General features: G+C 72.4%; 14 protein-coding genes and 1 pseudogene. 13 read left to right on the top strand and 2 right to left on the bottom strand.

Annotated features, from left to right (window positions below; translation table 11 throughout):
• Positions 1 to 381: 381 nt before the first annotated feature.
• A complete protein-coding gene (locus tag ACFVXJ_RS09860; RefSeq protein WP_389661077.1) occupies positions 382 to 1,242 on the bottom strand; it encodes an HAD family hydrolase in 861 nt (286 codons plus the stop codon).
• A gap of 533 nt (positions 1,243 to 1,775) precedes the next feature.
• On the opposite strand from ACFVXJ_RS09860, the gene ssd reads away from it, so the two are divergent.
• From ssd to ACFVXJ_RS09825, 7 genes are read left to right on the top strand one after another with little or no spacing between them, the layout of a single operon-like run.
• A complete protein-coding gene (gene ssd, locus ACFVXJ_RS09855; protein ID WP_389661075.1) occupies positions 1,776 to 2,999 on the top strand; it encodes a septum site-determining protein Ssd in 1,224 nt (407 codons plus the stop codon).
• On the top strand, positions 2,996 to 4,144 hold the full coding sequence (locus ACFVXJ_RS09850) for a TadA family conjugal transfer-associated ATPase (RefSeq protein WP_389661073.1): 1,149 nt from the start codon (positions 2,996 to 2,998) through the stop codon (positions 4,142 to 4,144). The genes ssd and ACFVXJ_RS09850 overlap by 4 nt, the downstream gene beginning before the upstream one ends.
• Positions 4,141 to 5,034, top strand: coding sequence for a type II secretion system F family protein (locus ACFVXJ_RS09845; protein WP_389661071.1), 894 nt, complete (start codon positions 4,141 to 4,143; stop codon positions 5,032 to 5,034). Before ACFVXJ_RS09850 ends, ACFVXJ_RS09845 begins: the two co-directional genes overlap by 4 nt.
• Complete coding sequence (locus tag ACFVXJ_RS09840; protein WP_389661069.1) at positions 5,034 to 5,807, top strand: type II secretion system F family protein; 774 nt, start codon at positions 5,034 to 5,036, stop codon at positions 5,805 to 5,807. The genes ACFVXJ_RS09845 and ACFVXJ_RS09840 overlap by 1 nt, the downstream gene beginning before the upstream one ends.
• A 57-nt stretch (positions 5,808 to 5,864) precedes the next feature.
• Complete coding sequence (locus ACFVXJ_RS09835) at positions 5,865 to 6,053, top strand: DUF4244 domain-containing protein (RefSeq protein WP_389661561.1); 189 nt, start codon at positions 5,865 to 5,867, stop codon at positions 6,051 to 6,053.
• Entirely contained in the window at positions 6,040 to 6,417 is a 378-nt protein-coding gene (locus tag ACFVXJ_RS09830; RefSeq protein WP_389661067.1) for a TadE family type IV pilus minor pilin, read from the top strand. Before ACFVXJ_RS09835 ends, ACFVXJ_RS09830 begins: the two co-directional genes overlap by 14 nt.
• Positions 6,414 to 7,016, top strand: coding sequence for an Rv3654c family TadE-like protein (locus ACFVXJ_RS09825; RefSeq protein WP_389661065.1), 603 nt, complete (start codon positions 6,414 to 6,416; stop codon positions 7,014 to 7,016). The genes ACFVXJ_RS09830 and ACFVXJ_RS09825 overlap by 4 nt, the downstream gene beginning before the upstream one ends.
• On the opposite strand, the pseudogene ACFVXJ_RS09820 reads toward ACFVXJ_RS09825, so the two are convergent.
• Positions 6,967 to 9,434, bottom strand: a pseudogene (locus tag ACFVXJ_RS09820) (DEAD/DEAH box helicase); the annotation flags it as partial. The gene ACFVXJ_RS09825 and the pseudogene ACFVXJ_RS09820 sit on opposite strands and share 50 nt — an antisense overlap.
• Before the next feature lie 81 nt (positions 9,435 to 9,515).
• Between ACFVXJ_RS09820 and bldG the strand changes: the two are divergent.
• The 6 genes from bldG to topA all read left to right on the top strand — a co-directional run bounded on the left by bldG (position 9,516) and on the right by topA (position 19,645).
• Positions 9,516 to 9,857 (top strand): anti-sigma factor antagonist BldG, encoded by a 342-nt coding sequence (gene bldG / locus ACFVXJ_RS09815; RefSeq protein WP_030028781.1) that lies wholly within the window; start codon positions 9,516 to 9,518, stop codon positions 9,855 to 9,857.
• 172 nt (positions 9,858 to 10,029) lie between these two features.
• Positions 10,030 to 10,470, top strand: coding sequence for an ATP-binding protein (locus tag ACFVXJ_RS09810; RefSeq protein ID WP_361317893.1), 441 nt, complete (start codon positions 10,030 to 10,032; stop codon positions 10,468 to 10,470).
• A 680-nt stretch (positions 10,471 to 11,150) separates the two neighbouring features.
• Positions 11,151 to 13,556, top strand: a complete 2,406-nt coding sequence (locus ACFVXJ_RS09805) for a sodium-translocating pyrophosphatase (RefSeq protein WP_389661062.1) — start codon at positions 11,151 to 11,153, stop codon at positions 13,554 to 13,556.
• 198 nt (positions 13,557 to 13,754) lie between these two features.
• A complete protein-coding gene (locus ACFVXJ_RS09800; protein WP_389661060.1) occupies positions 13,755 to 14,324 on the top strand; it encodes a small secreted protein in 570 nt (189 codons plus the stop codon).
• Between the two features lie 358 nt (positions 14,325 to 14,682).
• A complete protein-coding gene (locus ACFVXJ_RS09795; protein ID WP_389661058.1) occupies positions 14,683 to 16,212 on the top strand; it encodes a methyltransferase in 1,530 nt (509 codons plus the stop codon).
• Positions 16,213 to 16,801: 589 nt separating this feature from the next.
• A complete protein-coding gene (topA, locus tag ACFVXJ_RS09790; protein WP_389661056.1) occupies positions 16,802 to 19,645 on the top strand; it encodes a type I DNA topoisomerase in 2,844 nt (947 codons plus the stop codon).
• The last annotated feature ends 40 nt before the right edge of the window (positions 19,646 to 19,685 follow it).

Below are 19,685 nucleotides of genomic sequence, written 5' to 3'. Positions count from 1 at the left end.
TCCTCGATGTTGCCCATCAGGCCGGGAACTTTGCCCGTGGCCTGGTGCGGCTGGCCCGTAATCGACGGGTCGACGTCGCGTGGGTGCTCGGCGTTCCTGCTTCGGTCCGTGGGCCTTACTGCGTTTTAAAGATGATCCTCTCGGATGTTCTTTGGTCTCGCGGGCCGTTGACTCCTTTGTACTCCGCTTCCGAGAGGAGCGAAACCCCTGGCCTCACTTCTTTACCTTTCCTCGCATTTACGGATGATCCGGACATCCGATATCGGGACAGGGCGGGGTATTGCGTCGCGTCACCCGGGGGGTGGCGCCGGGGGCCGGGCCGGGGGCCGGGCCGGCGCATGGGTGGCGCCGACTCGGCGCCGCCGGCGCGGCGCGACCGGCTCAGGCGGCGGCGGTGGCCCGGCGGCGGCTGGCGTACCAGACCAAGCCCGCGGTGGCCGCCGCCGCTCCGACGGCCGCCGCGGCCACCCACGCCGGTCGCGAGGTCATCGAAAGCCCGGGCACCCGCTGCTTGAGCCGCACCGGCCGGTTGAACGTCAGCACCGGCCACTCCCGCGCCACCGCCTCGCGCCGCAGCGCCCGGTCGGGGTTCACGGCGTGCGGGTGTCCCACCGCCTCCAACATCGGAACGTCGGTGATCGAGTCGCTGTACGCGTAGCACCGGGCGAGGTCGTACCCCTCGGATTCCGCGAGCTCGCGGACGGCCTCGGCCTTCGTCGGGCCGTAGGCGTAGTAGTCGATCTCTCCGGTGAAGCAGCCGTCCTCGCCGACGACCATGCGGGTGGCCACGACGCGGTCGGCGCCGAGCATCTCGCCGATGGGCTCGACCACTTCGGCACCCGAAGAGGACACGATCACCACGTCACGGCCGGCGGTGTGGTGGGCTTCGATCAGCGACGCGGCCTCGTCGTAGATGATCGGGTCGATGAGGTCGTGCAGGGCTTCGGCGACGATCTCGCGCACCTGCTGGACGTTCCACCCCTTGCACAGGGCGGACAGGTACTCCCGCATCCGTTCCATCTGGTCGTGGTCGGCGCCGCCGGCCAGGAAGATGAACTGGGTGTACGCGGTGCGCAGGACGGCCCGCCGGTTGATCAGGCCGCCCCGGTAGAACGACTTGCTGAACGTCAAGGCGCTTGACTTCGCAATGACGGTCTTGTCGAGGTCGAAGAAGGCAGCGGTCCGAGGCGAGGAGTGCGGCAAGGGCTGATTTTCCACGCCCCGAGCATATGCGCCCACCATTCGGCGTAAGGTGTGGCGCGTGGGTTTGCCTGAGAAGGCTCTCGGGTACACCATGGAAGTCACGGATCGTTCGCGACCGTGCTAACCCGGTCTGGCTCCTCCCCCCCCGAGTCGGACCGTGGGGACGACCCCCGCTCTCCCCCCCGGCGGGGGTCGTCGCATGTCCGGACGCGGTTCGCGCCCCTTGCCTCCGGTCTCGGATCGACATCTTCCCGGCCCCTCCCGTTCGGTGGGCCCGCCTGAAGAAGGCCCTCACCTCTCCGAACTCGTCACTGTGTGTAGTAGTTCCGGCGCGCTCTGAACTCACCCGATGGGGTGGCGGGGATATCCACAAGCGTTTTCTTGTCCACAGATATCGAGCAAGATCCACTTCTTTTTCCCGATCGCCGCACTGTGATTCCGGCCGCGAAGTCCGCGGTTCACGGATTTGCAGTGAGAAGGGGGCGGAGATCGTGGCTGGATCGAAGTCGTGTGAAGTTCCGGAGTTCACGGTGGCGGGTGGGACGAGGGCGCCGAGCCGGGAGGGCGGCCCCGTGCCCGGTGGCGGGCGGCCCCTGATCATCACCGAGGATCCGCTGCTGCTCGATGACCTGCTGCGGTTGTGCGCCGCGGCGGGCGCCGAACCGCATGTGCACCACACGGTGCCCGAGCAAAGCGGAACGCCCGGTGACGTGAGTGCCCGGCGAGCCGGATGGGCCGTGAGTGGCACAAGTGGCGCAAGCGGCGAAAGCGGTCGGACTGACGAGGGCTCGAACGTCGTCAACAGCGCCGATGTCGGCGGTGAGGAGACGGGCCGCTCCAGCGGCGACACCGGGTGGGAATCGGCCCCCCTCGTCCTGGTCGGCGACGACGCCGCCCGACGGGTGCGTGGCGCGCCGCGGCGGGACGGGGTGTTCCTCGTCGGCCGGGATCTGGACGATCCCGGAGTGTGGCAGCGGGCGGTGGAGATCGGCGCCGAGGAAGTGCTGCGACTGCCCGATGCCGAGAGCAGGCTCGTCGACCGGATCGCCGATGTGGTGGAAGGGGCGGGCAGGCCCGCCCTCGCCGTGGGAGTGATCGGCGGCAGCGGGGGGGCCGGGGCGTCCACCCTGGCCTGCGCCCTCGCCGTCAGGGCCGCCCGGGCCGGTGAGCGGACCATCCTCATCGACGGTGATCCGCTCGGCGGGGGGATGGACGTGCTGCTGGGCGGCGAGGGCGCCGAGGGCTTGCGCTGGCCGGACTTCGCCGGTTCGCGGGGCCGGGTGGGCGCGGGGGCGCTGGAGGAGTCCCTGCCCGAGCTGCACGCCCTCAGGGTGCTGAGCTGGGACCGTGGGGACCGGGTCGTGGTGCCGCCCGCCGCCATGCGGTCGGTGGTGGCCGCTGCCCGGCGTCGCGGCGGGGTGGTGGTGGTCGACCTGCCCCGGAGGGTGGACGAAGCCGTCGCCGAGGTGTTGGCCCAGCTGGACCTGGTGCTGATGGTGGTGCCGGGAGAGCTGCGGGCCGTGGCAGCCGCGCGGCGGGTGGCAGCCGGGGTGCGGATGGTGGCCCGGGACGTCCGCGTCGTCGTACGGGGCCGCTGCCCCGACGGGCTCGACGCCGAAGTGGTGGCGGACCTGCTGGGGGCGCCGTTGGCGGGAGTGGTGCCGGTCGAGGTGGGGCTGCCGGGTCGGGTGGCCGAGGGCGAACCGCCGGGGGCGCGGGGGCGTAGCGCGCTCGCCCGGTTCTGCGACGGCTTCTGGCAGCGGGCGCTCGGTTCCGCGCAGGGGGTGCCGGCATGAGCGCGGTGTTGCTGGACGCGGTGCGCCGGCGGCTGGCGGAGAGCGGTGCGGAACCGACCCCGGCCAGGGTGGCGGCGGCGCTTCGGGCACAGGGTCGACTGCTCGGGGACGCGGAAGTCCTCGGTGTGGCCGCGGAGTTACGGTCCGAATTGGTCGGCGCGGGCCCGCTGGAGGCACTGCTCGCCGACCCGGAGGTCACCGACGTGCTGGTGGCGGCCCCGGACCGGGTGTGGGTGGACCGCGGCGGAGGGCTGGAACTGACCGGTGTGACCTTCGCCGACGCGGAGGCGGTGCGCCGTCTCGCCCAGCGGCTGGCGGCGGTCGCGGGACGGCGCCTGGACGATGCCCGGCCGTGGGTGGACGCCCGGTTGCCGGACGGCACCCGGTTGCATGCCGTGCTGCCCCCGGTGGCGGTCGGATCGGCGTGCCTGTCCCTGCGGGTGGTGCGGCCCAAGGCGTTCACGCTGGACGAGCTGGTGGCTGCCGGCACCCTGCCGCCGGGCGGGCAGACGCTGTTGGCGGCGATGGTGGAGGCCCGCCTCTCGTTCCTGGTCTCCGGAGGGACCGGGACGGGCAAGACCACCCTGCTCAGTGCCTTGCTCGGGTTGGTCGGCCCGGGAGAGCGGATCGTCCTCGCGGAAGACTCGGCCGAACTGCGTCCCGACCATCCGCATGTGGTGCGGCTGGAGAGCCGGCCCGCCAATCAGGAGGGGGCGGGGCTGGTCACCCTGGCGGACCTGGTCCGGCAGGCGCTGCGGATGCGCCCCGACCGGTTGGTGGTCGGCGAGGTCCGGGGAGCCGAGGTGGCGGACCTCCTGGCCGCCTTGAACACGGGCCACGAAGGTGGCTGTGGCACTGTCCACGCCAATGCCGCGGCACATGTACCGGCCCGGCTGGAGGCGCTCGGTACGGCGGCGGGGCTCGACAGGGCCGCTCTGCACAGTCAGTTGGCGGCCGCGTTGGCTCTCGTGGTGCACCTGGTCCGGGATCGCTCGGGTCGGCGCCGGGTTGCCGAGGTGCATGTGCTGGAGCGGGATCGGGCCGGTCTGGTGGTCACGGTGCCCGCGCTGCGTTGGGGCGAGCGGGGTTTCCTGCGGGAGCACGGCTGGGACCGGCTCGGCGCCTTGCTGGGCGGTACCCGGTGAGCGCCGGGGTGGCCGGGGTCGTGGGCTCGGTGCCGGTGTTCGCCGGGCTGTTGTGTGCCGGGGCCGCGGCGTGGCTGCTGGCCGGCGGTGACCAGGTGTCGCGGCGGGCCCGGTTGGTACTGGGAGGAGTCGGCCCGGTCGTGCCGGGCGGCCCGGTGCGCTGGGAGCGGCTGGTGATCGCGGTGCGGGTGAGGGCCGCACGTTGGCGGGAGTGGGCCGGTCTGGGGCTGGGCCTACTGGTCGCGTTGCTCGGCGGTTCGGTGATCCCCCTGGTGCTGGGTGCCGCCTCGGTGCCGGTGGTGCGGCGATGGCTGCGGATCCGGGGGCGGGAACGTGCCCGGGTCGGGCGGGCCGCCGATGTCGTGGCGCTGTGCGGGGCTGTCGTGGGGGAGCTGCGGGCGGGCGCACAGCCGGGGCAGGCCCTGACCGCGGCGATCCGGCGGACGGCGCCGGCGGAAGGCCGGGTCGGCGCGGCGGAAACCGGGGTGCTGGCCGCAGCGGCGTTCGGCGGCGATGTGACGGCGGCGCTGAGGGAGGCGGCGCGGGAGCCGGGTGCGGAGGGGCTGGCCGGGCTGGCGGCCTGCTGGCGGGTGTCGGTCGACGGTGGCGCGGGACTCGCCGCCGGACTGGAGCGACTGGAAGGGGCGTTGCGTGCCGAGCGGGACCGGGAGGAGTCGCTGCGGGCCCAGTTGGCGGGAGCCAGGTCGACCACGGTGGTGCTGGCGCTGTTGCCGCTGGTGGGACTGCTGATGGGCACGGCGCTCGGCGCCGATCCGCTGAAGGTCCTGCTGCACACGTCGATGGGGTGGGGGTGCCTGTTGGCCGGCGGGGTGTTGGAGGCGCTGGGACTGGTGTGGTGCCGGCGGATCGTCCGGATGGGGGAGCGGTGATGGGTGGGCCGGTGGTTCACCGGCTGGGGATGGCGGTCTGCCTCGGAGTGGCCGTGTTGTACCTGGGGTCGGTGGTGGCGGCGCGGATGCGGGAACGGGCCGCCCGCCGTCGGATCGTGGCGCTGCTGGCGGTGGCGGCGCCCCGGCCGGAGCCCGCGAGGGGTGCGCGGATACGTGCCGTTGCCGTCGAGTGGGCCGGGCCCGCCGGAGCGGTGGTGGCGTGCTGGGTGCTGGTCGGCGGGGTGACGGGGGCGTTGCTCGGCTGTGGCGCCGCGTTCGGTGTGCGACGGGTGCTGCGGCGCCGCCCGAAGGCCGGGATGGATCCGGCGGAGGCGGAACGGCAATTGCCGTTCGCGGCCGACCTGCTGGCCGCGTGCCTGGCGGCCGGGGCCGCCCCCGTGGAAGCGGCCGAGGTGGTGGGGGAGTCGCTGGGCGGCCCGGTCGGCGAGCGGCTGGCCCTGGCCGGGGCGGAGCTGCGGCTCGGCGGCGAACCGGGCTCGGCGTGGGGGAGGTTGGCGCAGATACCGGGTGCTCGCGCCCTGGCGGAGTGTCTGGAGCGGGCCGCCCGCACGGGGTCGCCGGCCGCGGAGCCGGTCTCCCGACTGGCGGCGGCCCTGAGGGCGGACCGGGCGCGGCAGGCCGGTGCCAGGGCGCAGCGGGCGGCGGTGCTCATCACCGCCCCGGTGGGGCTGTGTTTCCTCCCCGCGTTTCTTGCCCTGGGAGTGGCGCCCGTGGTGATCGGTATGGCTTCCGGTCTCCTTTCGGGCAGTTGAGATCACCGACAGAAAACAGATCAAGAACGTAATCAACAGGAGCATGTCATGAAGATCATGTGGATTCGGGTACGGGCGGCGCTGAGCGGTCGTCACCGTGATGCCGGGATGTCGACTTCCGAATACGCCATGGGCACGATCGCGGCCTGTGCGTTCGCCGCCGTTCTGTACAAGGTGGTGACGAGCGAGGTGGTTTCGACGGCGCTCCAGTCGACCATCGGGAAGGCTCTCGATGTGCCCTTCTGAGGAAAATCCGCGGCGATTCGGAGACCGCGGATATGTGACGGCGGAGGCGGCACTGGTGATCCCGGCGTTGGTGTTGTTCGCGGCGCTGCTGGTGTGGGCGCTGATGGCGGCGGCGGCGCAGATCCGGTGCGTGGACGCGGCGCGGGCCGGCGCCAGGGCCGCCGCCCGGTCGGAACCGGCGGACGTGGCGGTGGCGGCGGTCAAGGCCGCCGCCCCGCCGGGGGCGGAGGTGGGGTTGGAGCGGGAGGGCGACCTCTGGCGGGTCCGTGTGTCGGCGCCCGCTCCGGGACCGGGCGGGCTGCCGGTCCGGCTGGGGGCGCGGGCGGTGGCCTTGGCGGAGGACAGCGTGGGGCCGCCGCCGTGAGCCGGGACCGGGGCTCGGCCACCGTGTGGGCCGCGCTGGTGACCACCGTGCTGGGGGCGGTGTTCGGAGGTGTGCTGATGCTGGGGCAGGCGGTCGTGGCCCGCCACCGTGCGGCGGCCGCGGCGGATCTGGCGTCCCTCGCGGCGGCGACGGCGTGGGCGCACGGCCCGGAGGTCGCGTGCGGCGCGGCGGCCCGGGTGGCCCGGGCCCAGGGGGCGACGTTGGCGGGGTGCCGGCTGCGGGGGGAGGTGGTGGACGTCGAAGCCCGCGTCCCGATGGGCCCCTTCGCTCCCTCGGCCACCGCCCGTGCCGGGCCGCCGCTCCGGCCCGTCACCGCCCGTGCGGGGCCGCCTCTGACGCCGCAGGCCCTTGCGGACCGGCCGGGGGTGATGTGGGCCCGGCTCGGGGGGATCCCGTCGACGCGCGGGGGAGGTGGGGTTCCCGGCGGGTTCGGGTGGCTGAGCCTCCCTAACGGCCCGGCCGGCCCGGCTCAACCGGCTTCTGTGGCTCCTCCGGCCGGCCCGGCCCGCGTGGCTCCCGCGGCTCGCCGGGCGCGAGGGGGGCGGCCGGTTGGGGGGCTTCCGTCAGGAGGCGGGTGAGGAGACGGATCGCGCCGCGCTTGTGAAGGGGGTCGTTGCCGTTGCCGCACTTGGGGGACTGGATGCAGGAGGGGCAGCCGGCCGCGCATTCGCAGGCGGCGATGGCATCGCGGGTCGCCGTCAGCCAGGCGTGGGCCGTGTGGAAGGCCCGCTCCGCGAAGCCGGCGCCGCCGGGGTGGCCGTCGTAGACGAACACGGTCGGCAGCAGGGTGTCCGGATGCAGCGGGACGGAGACACCACCGATGTCCCAGCGGTCGCAGGTGGCGAACAGCGGGAGCAGCCCGATGGAGGCGTGCTCGGCGGCGTGCAGGGCGCCGCCGAGGATCTCCGGGTTGATCCGGGCCTCGTCGAGCTGGTCCTCGGTGACCGTCCACCACACGGCCCGGGTGCGCAGGGTGCGCGGCGGCAGGTCCAGCTTGGCCTCCCCGAGCACCTCGCCCGAGAGCAGCTTGCGCCGCAGGTAGGACACGACCTGGTTGGTGACCTCCACGGAGCCGAAGCACAGCCGTCCCCGCCCCCAGGGGACCTCGTGCTCGGTCTCCAGCACCGAGATGGAGGTCGTGTCCCGGGCGGTCGTCGAGAACGGCGGGCTGGCCTCCTCGACCAGGGCCACGGAGTCCTCCAGGTCCAGGTGCTTCACCAGATAGGTGCGGCCCTGGTGGAGGTGGACGGCCCCGTCGTGGACGGCGGTGTGGGAGGCGGACTCGTCGACCGTGCCGAGCAACCGACCCGTGGCGGCCTCCACGATCTGCACCGGGCGCCCGCCGCCGCCCCGGATGTCGGTCAGGTCCGCGGCGCGCTCCCGCCGGGTCCAGTGCCAGGCCGTCGCCCGCCGCCGGAGCAGCTTCGCCGCCTCCAGCTGGGGGAGCAGCTCGCCGGCGGAGGGGCCGAACAGGGTCAGGTCGGTTTCCGTCAGCGGAAGCTCCGCCGCGGCCGCGCACAGGTGCGGGGCCAGGACGTACGGGTTGTCGGGGTCCAGGACGGTGGCCTCCACCGGACGGCGGAACAGTGCCTCGGGGTGGTGGACCAGGTAGGTGTCCAGCGGGTCGTCCCGGGCCACCAGGACGGCCAGCGCCCCCTGCCCGGAACGGCCGGCGCGGCCCGCCTGCTGCCACAGGGAGGCGCGGGTGCCGGGGTAGCCGGTGATCAGGACGGCGTCGAGGCCCGACACGTCCACGCCCAGCTCCAGCGCGGTCGTCGCGGCCAGGCCCAGCAGCTCCCCGGAGTGCAGGGCACGCTCCAGGGCGCGCCGCTCCTCGGGCAGATACCCGCCCCGGTACGCGGCGACCCGCCCGGGCAGCGAACGGTCCACCGCCGCGAGCCGCTCCTGGGCGATCACCGCGATCAGCTCGGCGCCGCGCCGGGAGCGCACGAAGGCGACCGTACGCACCCCCTGGACCACCAGATCGGTCAGCAGGTCGGCGGTCTCGGCCGTGGCGGTGCGGCGGACGGGGGCTCCCCGCTCGCCCTTGAGGTCGGTCAGCGGCGGCTCCCACAGGGCGAAGACCACCTCGCCGCGCGGCGAGGCGTCGTCGGCGACCTCCGTGACCGCCACCCCGGTCAGCCTGGACGCCGCGCCCGCCGGGTCGCCGGCCGTCGCGGAGGCCAGCAGGAAGACGGGCTCGGAGCCGTAGCGCGCACACAATCGGCGCAACCGGCGCAGCACCTGCGCCACGTGCGAGCCGAATACTCCCCGGTAGGTGTGGCATTCGTCGATCACGACGTAGCGCAGCGCCTTGAGGAACGAAGACCAGCGCGGATGGGCGGGGAGGATGCCCCGGTGCAGCATGTCGGGGTTGGTGAGGACGTAGTTCGCGTACTGGCGGACCCATTCGCGTTCCTCGACCGGCGTGTCGCCGTCGTAGACGGCGGGGCGGATCGCGTTGCCCAGCGGCGCGGCCAGCTCCCGGACCGCCCGGCGCTGGTCGGCCGCCAGGGCCTTGGTCGGGGCCAGGTAGAGGGCCGTCGCCCCGCGACCGTTGGGCGCCTGCGCGCCGTCCGCGAGGGTGGACAGGACCGGGGCCAGGTACGCCAGCGATTTGCCGGAGGCGGTGCCGGTGGCCACGACCACGGAGGTGCCGTCGAGGGCGTGCTCGGCCGCTTCTGCCTGGTGGGCCCACGGATGGTGGATCCCGGCGGCCGTGATGGCCGCTACGACATCTGATCGAATACGGTCCGGCCAGACCGCATGACGACCCGCCCGAGGGGGCAAGTGCTCCGTATGGGTGATGCGCGCAGCCCGGGAAGGCCCCGCTGCCAGCCGGTCCAGGACCGTGCCGGGGGTGGGTCGTGTGTCCGCTTGAGCCGTGGGCCGACCGGGACCGTGAGTATTGGCCATTGGAACGAGTGTGTCACTGGCGTGCGGGACAATGGTCCCAAGGCGTCGTGCGCGCCTGCCGGTAAGTGATTGAATGCCATCGCGGCAGCCAATCCCTCCTCTACCTTCGGGTAAGGAGGCCCCTGGGGGGCGCCGCTCGATAGCAAGGTGCTGGAGGATCCGTGGACCTGTCCCTGTCGACTCGCACTGTCGGCGACCGCACGGTCGTAGAGGTCGGTGGCGAGATTGATGTGTATACCGCGCCCAAGCTGCGCGAGCAGTTGGTGGAGTTGGTGAACGACGGCAGCTACCACTTGGTTGTCGACATGGAGCGAGTGGACTTCCTCGACTCCACCGGCCTCGGTGTGCTCGTGGGAGGCCTCAAGCGCGTTCGCGCGCACGAGGGCTCGCTGCGTCTGGTCTGCAACCAGGAGCGCATCCTCAAGATCTTCCGTATCACCGGTCTGACGAAGGTGTTCCCGATCCACACCACTGTGGACGACGCCGTCAACGCCACCGACTGACGCTCCCTGACGGCGACCGGCCGTCAAGGAGCCGACGACGGGCGGGGGTGCCGGACCATGGGCGGTCCGGGCCCCTGTAAGGCACGCCCGGACGCCTGCTCGGCGTCCGAGCCCGCGCCCGTAGTTCGTGGTGCCGTAGTTCCTAGGCGCCCGTAGTCCGAGGGGGACGCGCATGGCCACCGTTGAACTCCGCTTCAGCGCCCAGCCCGAACACGTCCGGACGGCCCGCTTGGTCGCCGCGGCCGTGGCGCGCCGGGCCGGTGTGGAGGAGGCGGTCCTCGACGAGGTTCGCCTCGCCGTCGGAGAGGCGTGCTCGCGTGCCGTCGGGCTGCACCGCAGCAACGGGCTCACCGCGCCCGTCCGCGTCGTGCTGACCGAGGAGGAGAAGCTGTTCTCCATCGAGGTCGGCGACGAGGTGCCCGGGCCGGCCGGCGGACCGGCGGAAGCCGTGCCGGGGATCGAAGCCGTCCTGGACCCCGATATCGAGGGCGAGGACGAAATGGGCCTGGCCGTCATCAGCGGGTTGGTCGACGATGTCGAGGTGACCAGCGGCGAAGCGGGCGGGACCATTCGGATGACCTGGCCGGTGGCCCGTGTCTCCGCCCTGCCGTAGCGGTGCCGTAGCGCTGCCGTAGCCACGTCACGGCCCGGGCGCGGTCTTGGCGCCTGGCGCGCGCCTGCCGTCGCTCTGCCGCGCCCCGTCGCTTTGCCGCCGCGCGCCGTCGCTTTGCCGCGCTCTCAAGCGGCCGTGAAGCGGCTCCAAGCCCCCGTGAATCAGTTCCGGGCAGCGGTGAAACTGCCCCGTCGAAATCCCGTCGGGGGTCCCGAGCCCGCCGCGGCGGGTTCCGCGTCGCCCGGGCGGTGTCGGCCGTCTCCTCGTGATGCGGGTCTCGGCTCGCCGGGGCGGAGGTCGTGGGGTGATGGCGTTCGGCCTTGGGCTCCGGGGCGGGGGGTGCCGAGCTGCCGGGGTGGTGCCGGGCGCGCATGCCATCGTATCGTCTGATCTTTATCAAGGCCCTGCTGAGCAGGGCCTTTTCCGTTTTCCGGAGCGAGCCGTGCACGAGCCGTCGGCGAGGGTCTCGTGAATATCCGGCAGAATGATCAGATCGGCGATCGAATAATGATCAATCGTCAATGCCTTTGTCCCATTACTACTTTCGGGGGTAATGGAGTGACGCGATCTATTGGTGAGGAGCGAGAGCAGGCCAATTCCGTTTCCCGCCCACTGTTTTGATCAGGTCGCGCTCCCTACAATCCGTCCACATCTTGAGCTCATCACGTCAAGGAGGACGAATGACGGGGCTCTTCACCCCCAACGCGCCGATCGGCAAGCCCGATCTGGCAGCCGCAGTGCTCACCGATGACAATCGCCTCATCGTCATCGTGATCGCCGCGATCGCACTCGCCGCACTCGTCGTCGCGCAGATCCTGGTCCGCCAGGTGCTCGCCGCCGACGAGGGCACCGACAGCATGAAGAAGATCGCCGCCGCCATTCAGGAAGGCGCCAACGCCTACCTCGGCCGGCAGCTGCGCACGCTCGGCGTCTTCGCCGTCGTCGTCTTCTTCCTGCTCTTCCTGCTCCCCGCCGACGACTGGTCCCAGCGGGCCGGCCGGTCCGCCTTCTTCCTCGTCGGCGCCCTCTTCTCGGCCACCACCGGCTACATCGGCATGCGGCTGGCCGTCCGCGCCAACGTCCGCGTCGCCGCAGCCGCCCGCGAGGCCACCCCCGTCGAGGGCGGACCCGCCAAGGACCTGACCGAGGTCTCCCACAAGGCGATGCGGATCGCCTTCCGCACCGGCGGTGTGGTCGGCATGTTCACGGTCGGCCTCGGCCTGCTCGGCGCGTCGTGCGTGGTGCTCGTCTACGCCGCCGACGCGCCCAGGGTCTTGGAGGGCTTCGGCCTCGGCGCCGCCCTCATCGCGATGTTCATGCGCGTGGGCGGCGGCATCTTCACCAAGGCCGCCGACGTCGGCGCCGACCTGGTCGGCAAGGTCGAGCAGGGCATTCCGGAGGACGACCCGCGTAATGCCGCGACCATCGCCGACAATGTGGGCGACAACGTCGGCGACTGCGCCGGGATGGCGGCCGACCTCTTCGAGTCGTACGCCGTCACCCTCGTGGCCGCGCTCATCCTCGGCAAGGCCGCCTTCGGCGACCTGGGCCTGGCCTTCCCGCTGATCGTTCCCGCGATCGGCGTCGTCACCGCCATGATCGGCATCTTCGCGGTCTCCCCGCGCCGCTCCGACCGCAGCGGGATGGCCGCGATCAACCGCGGGTTCTTCATCTCCGCGGTGATCTCCCTGGCACTGGTCGCGGTCGCCGTCTACGTGTACCTGCCGGCCACCTACAAGGAGCTCGTCGGCGTGGAGAACGCGGCGATCACCAACCACAGCGGCGACCCACGGATCCTGGCCGTCGTCGCCGTCGCCATCGGCATCGTGCTCGCGGCCCTGATCCAGCAGCTGACCGGCTACTTCACCGAGACCACCCGCCGTCCCGTCCGGGACATCGGCAAGTCCTCCCTGACCGGCGCGGCCACCGTCGTCCTCGCCGGCATCTCGGTCGGCCTGGAATCCGCCGTCTACACCGCGCTGCTCATCGGCCTCGGCGTCTACGGGGCGTTCCTGCTCGGCGGCGCGTCGATCACGCTGGCGCTCTTCGCGGTGGCCCTGGCCGGTACCGGCCTGCTGACCACGGTCGGCGTCATCGTCGCCATGGACACCTTCGGACCGGTCTCCGACAACGCCCAGGGCATCGCCGAGATGTCGGGTGACGTGCAGGGCGCGGGCGCGCAGGTGCTCACCGACCTGGACGCCGTCGGCAACACCACCAAGGCCATCACCAAGGGCATCGCGATCGCCACGGCGGTCCTGGCGGCGGCAGCGCTGTTCGGCTCGTACAACGACGCCATCGCGACCGCCGTGAAGGAGGTCGGCGCCAAGGCCGGGGAGATGAACCTCAGCCTGGACATCGCCCAGCCCAACAACCTGGTCGGTCTGATCCTCGGCGCGGCCGTCGTGTTCCTGTTCTCCGGACTGGCCATCAACGCCGTCTCCCGCTCCGCCGGCGCCGTCGTCTACGAGGTGCGCCGACAGTTCCGCGAGCACCCCGGGATCATGGACTACTCGGAGAAGCCCGAGTACGGCCGCGTCGTCGACATCTGCACCAAGGACGCGCTGCGCGAACTCGCCACGCCCGGCCTGCTCGCGGTCCTCACCCCGATCGCGGTCGGGTTCTCGCTGGGCGTCGGCGCGCTCGGCTCGTTCCTCGCCGGCGCCATCGGCACGGGCACGCTGATGGCCGTCTTCCTCGCCAACTCCGGCGGCGCGTGGGACAACGCGAAGAAGCTGGTCGAGGACGGTCACCACGGCGGCAAGGGCAGCGAGGCGCACGCCGCGACCGTGATCGGCGACACCGTCGGCGACCCGTTCAAGGACACCGCCGGCCCGGCCATCAACCCGCTGCTCAAGGTCATGAACCTGGTGGCGCTGCTGATCGCACCCGCGGTCGTGCAGTTCAGCTACGGCGCGGACACCAGCGCGACGGTGCGGGCGATCGTCGCGGTCCTCGCCATCGCCGTCATCGTCACCGCGGTGTACGTCTCGAAGCGGCGCGGCATCGCGGTCGGCGACGACACGGACAGCGGCGCGGCGGAGCGGGTGGCGCAGCCGTCCGCGGACGCGGCGACGGTCTCCTGACGGAGCCTCACCGGCCCCTGGAGGGGGTCTGAGCGGCCCTCCTCGGCTGCGCTGACGGGCTGCGGGCCGACCGGCTCGAAGGTACGCCCGAACGGCGGACGGGCGGCGCGGACTGACGCGCCGTCCGTCCGCCTTTGCATGTCACCCGTTGGCCGGCGTGTATCTTCCGGGCCGAGAGCCTTCGAAGGGACCAATCCGGTGAACAAGAAGTTTGCGACCGCGGTGTCCGGCGGTGCGGTACTGATGCTCGTGCTGTCCGGGTGCGGCGGGGACGACGGCGACAAGAAGGCCGACGCGTGGGCCAAGAAGGTCTGTGACGCCTGGCAGCCCGAGCTCACGAAGATCGAGACCGCCAACGTCGACATCAAGCGGGTGGCCACGGAGAGCAGCAAGCCGGAGGAGGTCCAGAAGACCGACTCGGCCGCCTTCCAGGTCATGTCCGACTCGTACAAGTCGATGGGGGCCGCCCTGTCGGCGGCGGGGGTTCCGCCCGTCAAGAACGGCGCGGAGACCCAGACCACGGCGGTGAAGGGCTTCGAGTCGACGTCGAAGGGCTACGCCGACCTGAAGGTCAAGATGGACGCCCTCGACGTCAAGGACCAGACGAAGTTCGCCGACGGGCTCAAGGACGTCGCCGGTGGCCTGGAGACCGCGACGCAGGGCGGCAAGGAGGCGCTGGACCGGCTGAAGTCGGGCGGCCTGGACAAGGCGATGAACGGCCAGAAGGGCTGTCAGGTCCAGACGTCGGCGAGCGCGTCGGCGAAGTAGCGCCCGCGGGGCGGGGCCGGCGCGGTGGCGGCGGGTCCCCGGTTGTCCGTCGTACGTCGACCCGGTCGGCCGGGGTCGGAAGCGGCCCCCGGCCGCCCTCTTGGCCCTCGCCGCCCGTCCCGACCACGCCCGCCGGCCGACGACCGGTCCCGGCCGGCTGCTGCCGGGGACGGGCGGCCGGGTGCACGGGCCGGGTGTCGGGCGCACGGGCCGGGTGTCGGTCGCCTCGCGGGGCATGGGACCCACCACCGCGCCTCGGTGTGCCCCGGGGGCATCGGTGGGGCCGTCGTCCTCACCGCAGGCCGCTACACGGCCGCGCGGCACACGCATTGTCGGAGTCACCGGCCACAATGGGCGGGTGAGTACCACCAGCCTCCCTTCGCCCGACCGCGCCGCCGAGCTCCGCACCGCCCTGCTGGCCGCCGGCTTCACCGCCGACGGGCTGCTCGACCTGCTCGGCGCCCCCGCCTACGCCGCGCTGGCCCGCAGCGAGACGGTGCCGGCCCTGCGCGCCACCCGGGACCACGCCGAAGCCCCGCTCGCCACCTTGGTCCGGCTCTTCCTGCTCCAGCAGCCGGTGCCCGCGGCGCGGGCCGAAGCCGCGCTGCCCGTCGAGGCGGCCCTCGCCGACGGCTGGCTGCGGCCGGCGCGGGCCGCCGACGGCGAGGACACCGTCCGCGCCACCGTCGACGTGCGTCCGTACGGCGGGCCCGACGGGGAGGACTGGTTCATCGTCTCCGACCTGGGCTGCGCCGTGGGCGGCGCCGGCGGGATCGGCAGCCGCGAGGAGGGCGTGGTGCTCGGCGTGGGCGGCGCGTCCACCACCCTGGCCGGGATCACCGTCCGCATCCCTGTCGGGTCCGCCCTGGACCTCGGCACAGGATCGGGCATCCAGGCCCTGCACGCCGCCCAGCACGCGACGCGGGTCACCGCCACCGACGTCAACCCCAGGGCCCTGGAATTCACCCGGCTGACGCTGGCGCTCTCCGGGGCGCCGGAGGCCGAGCTGCTCGCGGGGTCGCTCTTCGAGCCGGTCGGGGACGCGACGTACGACCTGATCGTGTCGAACCCGCCCTTCGTGATCTCCCCGGGCGCGCGGTTGACGTACCGGGACGGCGGGATGGGCGGCGACGACCTGTGCCGGACCCTGGTCCAGGAGGCCGGCGCCCGGCTCAACCCGGGCGGGTACGCGCAGTTCCTCGGGAACTGGCAGCACGTGGAGGGCGAGGACTGGCGCGACCGGCTGCGGTCTTGGGTGCCGCGCGGCTGCGACGCGTGGATCGTGCAGCGGGACGTACAGGACGTGACGCAGTACGCGGAACTGTGGCTGCGGGACGCCGGCGACCACCGCACCGACCCCGCCGAGTACGCGCGACGGTACGAGGACTGGCTCGACGAGTTCGAGGCCCGAAAGACCAAGGCGGTCGGATTCGGCTGGATCACCCTGCGCCGGACGGACGCGGCCGAGCCCTCGATCGTCGTGGAGGAGTGGCCGCACTCCGTGGAGCAGCCGCTCGGCGATACGGTCCTGGCGCACTTCGCCCGCCAGGACTTCTTGCGCGAGCACGATGACGCGGCCCTGCTGGCGGGGTACTTCGCGCTGGCCGAGGAGGTCGTGCAGGAGCAGGTGGGCGCGCCCGGGGCGGAGGATCCGGAGCACGTGGTGCTGCGGCAGAACCGCGGGATGCGTCGGGCCACCAAGGTCGACACGGTCGGCGCGGGCTTCGCGGGGGTGTGTGACGGCTCACTCAGCGCCGGTCGGATCCTGGACGCGATCGCCCAGCTGATGCAGGAAGATCCGATCGTGCTGCGCGACCGTACTCCGGAGGCGATCCGGATGCTGGTGGAGCAGGGCTTCCTGGAGCCCGTCGCCGCCCCCGGACGGTAGCCGGACCGTGGCGGGACGGTAGTCGGGCGGCCGCGCGGAGCGTGCCGGGGGGGCGTGTGCCGAGTGCCGCGCGCCGGTGGTCCCGGCAGTGCGCCCCGGCCGGGCCGTGCCGGGGCGGCGCCGGTGCCCCGGCAGGGCCGTACGGCTGCTGTGGCGCGGTCACGGCGGCCTGGGCGGACTCGCCGGCACGACGGAACGCGCTGCCGCGGCCCGGGTGCGCCGTGTCGTGAACCACCCCGCGAACCGGCCGGTGACCGCCTTGTCAACCGGCCCGCGAACCGGCCCTCGAACCGCCCCTGAGCCGGCTCCTCGCGAGACATGGGGACAGGCCGTTGACCAGGGCACGGACGCCGGCGGCACACGGGTCGGGGGGTGCTCCCGGAGCGCGGCCAGACGGCCCCGGGGCCACTCGGCCCGGTGATCGCCAAAGGCCCGGCGCGGTATCCGGGCGGCAGAAGTGGCACTTGTCGGGTTACCGTTCGAGTGGCCGTTGCGGGCTTGTGCCGTTTGACACGGGGGCGGGTTGTACCGTCACACTCCGCAGCGTCGCCGTACCGCGACCGAGTGCCGACCGGAGAGAAGAGCCAAGTTGTCCCCGACTAGCGAGACCGCAAAGGGCGGCCGCCGACTCGTCATCGTCGAGTCCCCTGCCAAGGCGAAGACGATCAAGGGCTACCTCGGCCCGGGATACGTCGTCGAGGCGAGCGTCGGGCACATCCGCGACCTCCCCAGCGGCGCGGCCGAGGTTCCCGACAAGTACACCGGCGAGGTCCGCCGGCTCGGCGTCGACGTCGAGCACGATTTCCAGCCGATCTATGTCGTCAACGCGGACAAGAAGGCCCAGGTCAGGAAGCTCAAGGAGCTGCTGGCCGAGTCCGACGAACTCTTCCTCGCCACCGATGAGGACCGCGAGGGCGAAGCCATCGCGTGGCACCTGCAGGAAGTCCTCAAGCCCAAGGTCCCCGTCCACCGGATGGTCTTCCACGAGATCACCAAGGACGCGATCCGCGACGCCGTCGCCAACCCGCGCGAGCTGAACCAGCGCATGGTCGACGCGCAGGAGACCCGCCGCATCCTCGACCGCCTCTACGGCTACGAGGTCTCGCCGGTCCTGTGGAAGAAGGTCATGCCGAAGCTGTCGGCGGGCCGCGTCCAGTCGGTGGCCACCCGCCTCGTCGTCGAGCGGGAGCGCGAGCGCATCGCCTTCCGTTCCGCCGAGTACTGGGACCTGACCGGGACCTTCGGCACCGGCCGCGCCGGTGACCCGTCGGACCCCTCCACCCTGGTGGCCCGGCTGAACAGCGTCGACGGCAAGCGCGTCGCGCAGGGCCGTGACTTCGGCTCGAACGGGCAGCTCAAGAGCGAGGTCCTGCACCTCGACGAGGCGAACGCGCGGGCTCTGGCCGCCGCGCTCGCCGAGACGTCGTTCGCCGTCCGCTCGGTCGAGTCGAAGCCGTACCGCCGCTCCCCGTACGCCCCGTTCCGCACGACGACCCTCCAGCAGGAGGCGTCGCGCAAGCTCGGCTTCGGTGCGAAGGCGACCATGCAGGTGGCGCAGAAGCTGTACGAGAACGGCTTCATCACCTACATGCGTACGGACTCCACCACGCTCTCCGACACCGCCGTGTCGGCGGCGCGGGCGCAGGTCACGCAGCTGTACGGGGCCGACTACCTGCCGGAGAAGCCGCGCGTCTACGCGGGCAAGGTCAAGAACGCCCAGGAGGCGCACGAGGCGATCCGACCTTCGGGTGATCGTTTCCGCACCCCTGCCGAGACGGGCCTGACCGGCGACCAGTTCCGCCTGTACGAGCTGATCTGGAAGCGGACCGTCGCCTCCCAGATGAAGGACGCGGTCGGCAACTCGGTGACCGTGAAGATCGGCGGACGGGCCGCGGACGGCCGGGACGCCGAGTTCAGCGCCTCCGGCAAGACGATCACCTTCCACGGCTTCATGAAGGCGTACGTCGAAGGCGCGGACGACCCGAACGCGGAGCTGGACGACCGCGAGAAGCGGCTCCCGCAGGTGGCCGAGGGCGACGCGCTGTCGGCCGAGGAGATCACGGTGGACGGCCACTCGACCAAGCCGCCCGCCCGTTACACCGAGGCGTCGCTGGTCAAGGAACTGGAAGAGCGGGAGATCGGCCGCCCGTCGACGTACGCGTCGATCATCGGCACGATCCTGGACCGCGGCTACGTCTTCAAGAAGGGCACGGCGCTCGTGCCGTCCTTCCTGTCGTTCGCCGTCGTCAACCTGCTGGAGACGCACTTCGGCCGGCTCGTCGACTACGACTTCACCGCGAAGATGGAGGACGACCTCGACCGCATCGCGCGGGGCGAGGCGCAGTCCGTGCCGTGGCTGAAGCGGTTCTACTTCGGTGCGGAGGACGCGTCGGAGGTCGTACCGGCCGACGGCGACCACCTCGGCGGTCTCAAGGAGCTGGTCACCGACCTGGGCGCGATCGACGCCCGGGAGATCTCCTCGTTCCCCGTGGGCGACGGCATCGTGCTGCGCGTCGGCCGCTACGGGCCGTACGTCGAGCGCGGTGAGAAGGACGCCGAGGGCCACCAGCGGGCGGACGTCCCCGACGACCTCGCCCCCGACGAGCTGACGACGGACTACGCGGAGGAGCTTTTCGCGAAGCCGAGCGGTGAGTTCGAGCTGGGTGCCGACCCGGTGAGCGGGAACCAGATCGTCGCGAAGGACGGTCGCTACGGGCCGTACGTGACGGAGATCCTGCCCGAGGGCACGCCGAAGACGGGCAAGAACGCGGTGAAGCCGCGGACGGCCTCGCTGTTCAAGTCGATGTCCCTGGACACGGTGACGCTGGACGACGCGCTGAAGCTGATGTCCCTGCCGCGGGTCGTCGGCGTGGACGCGGAGGGCGTGGAGATCACCGCGCAGAACGGGCGCTACGGGCCGTACCTGAAGAAGGGCACGGATTCCCGGTCGCTGGAGACCGAGGACCAGCTGTTCTCGATCACCCTGGACGAGGCCCTCGCGATCTACGCGCAGCCGAAGCAGCGTGGGCGGGCCGCGGCCAAGCCGCCGCTCAAGGAGCTGGGTACGGACCCGGTGAGCGAGAAGCCGGTGGTCGTCAAGGACGGCCGGTTCGGGCCGTACGTGACGGACGGCGAGACGAACGCGACGCTGCGGCGGGACGACGACGTCGAGACGATCACGCCGGAGCGGGGCTACGAGCTGCTCGCGGAGAAGCGGGCCAAGGGGCCGGCGAAGAAGACGGCCAAGAAGGCCCCGGCGAAGAAGGCACCGGCCAAGAAGGCGCCCGCGAAGAAGGCCGCGGCGACGAAGACTGCCGCGACCAAGACCGCCGCCGCCAAGAAGACGACGGCGGCGAAGAAGACGACCGCGGCTGCGAAGAAGGCCCCGGCGAAGAAGGCGGCCGTGACGGCGCCGGCGTCGACGGACGAGTAGCCTCCGGTCGCTCGGAGGAGTGTATGGACGGGCCCCGGCG

Source organism: Streptomyces sp. NPDC058279 (assembly GCF_042881255.1).
Taxonomy (GTDB): Bacteria; Actinomycetota; Actinomycetes; order Streptomycetales; family Streptomycetaceae; genus Streptomyces.
The sequence above is the reverse complement of the archived record's forward strand: the minus strand, read 5'-3'. Positions and strand labels throughout refer to the sequence as shown.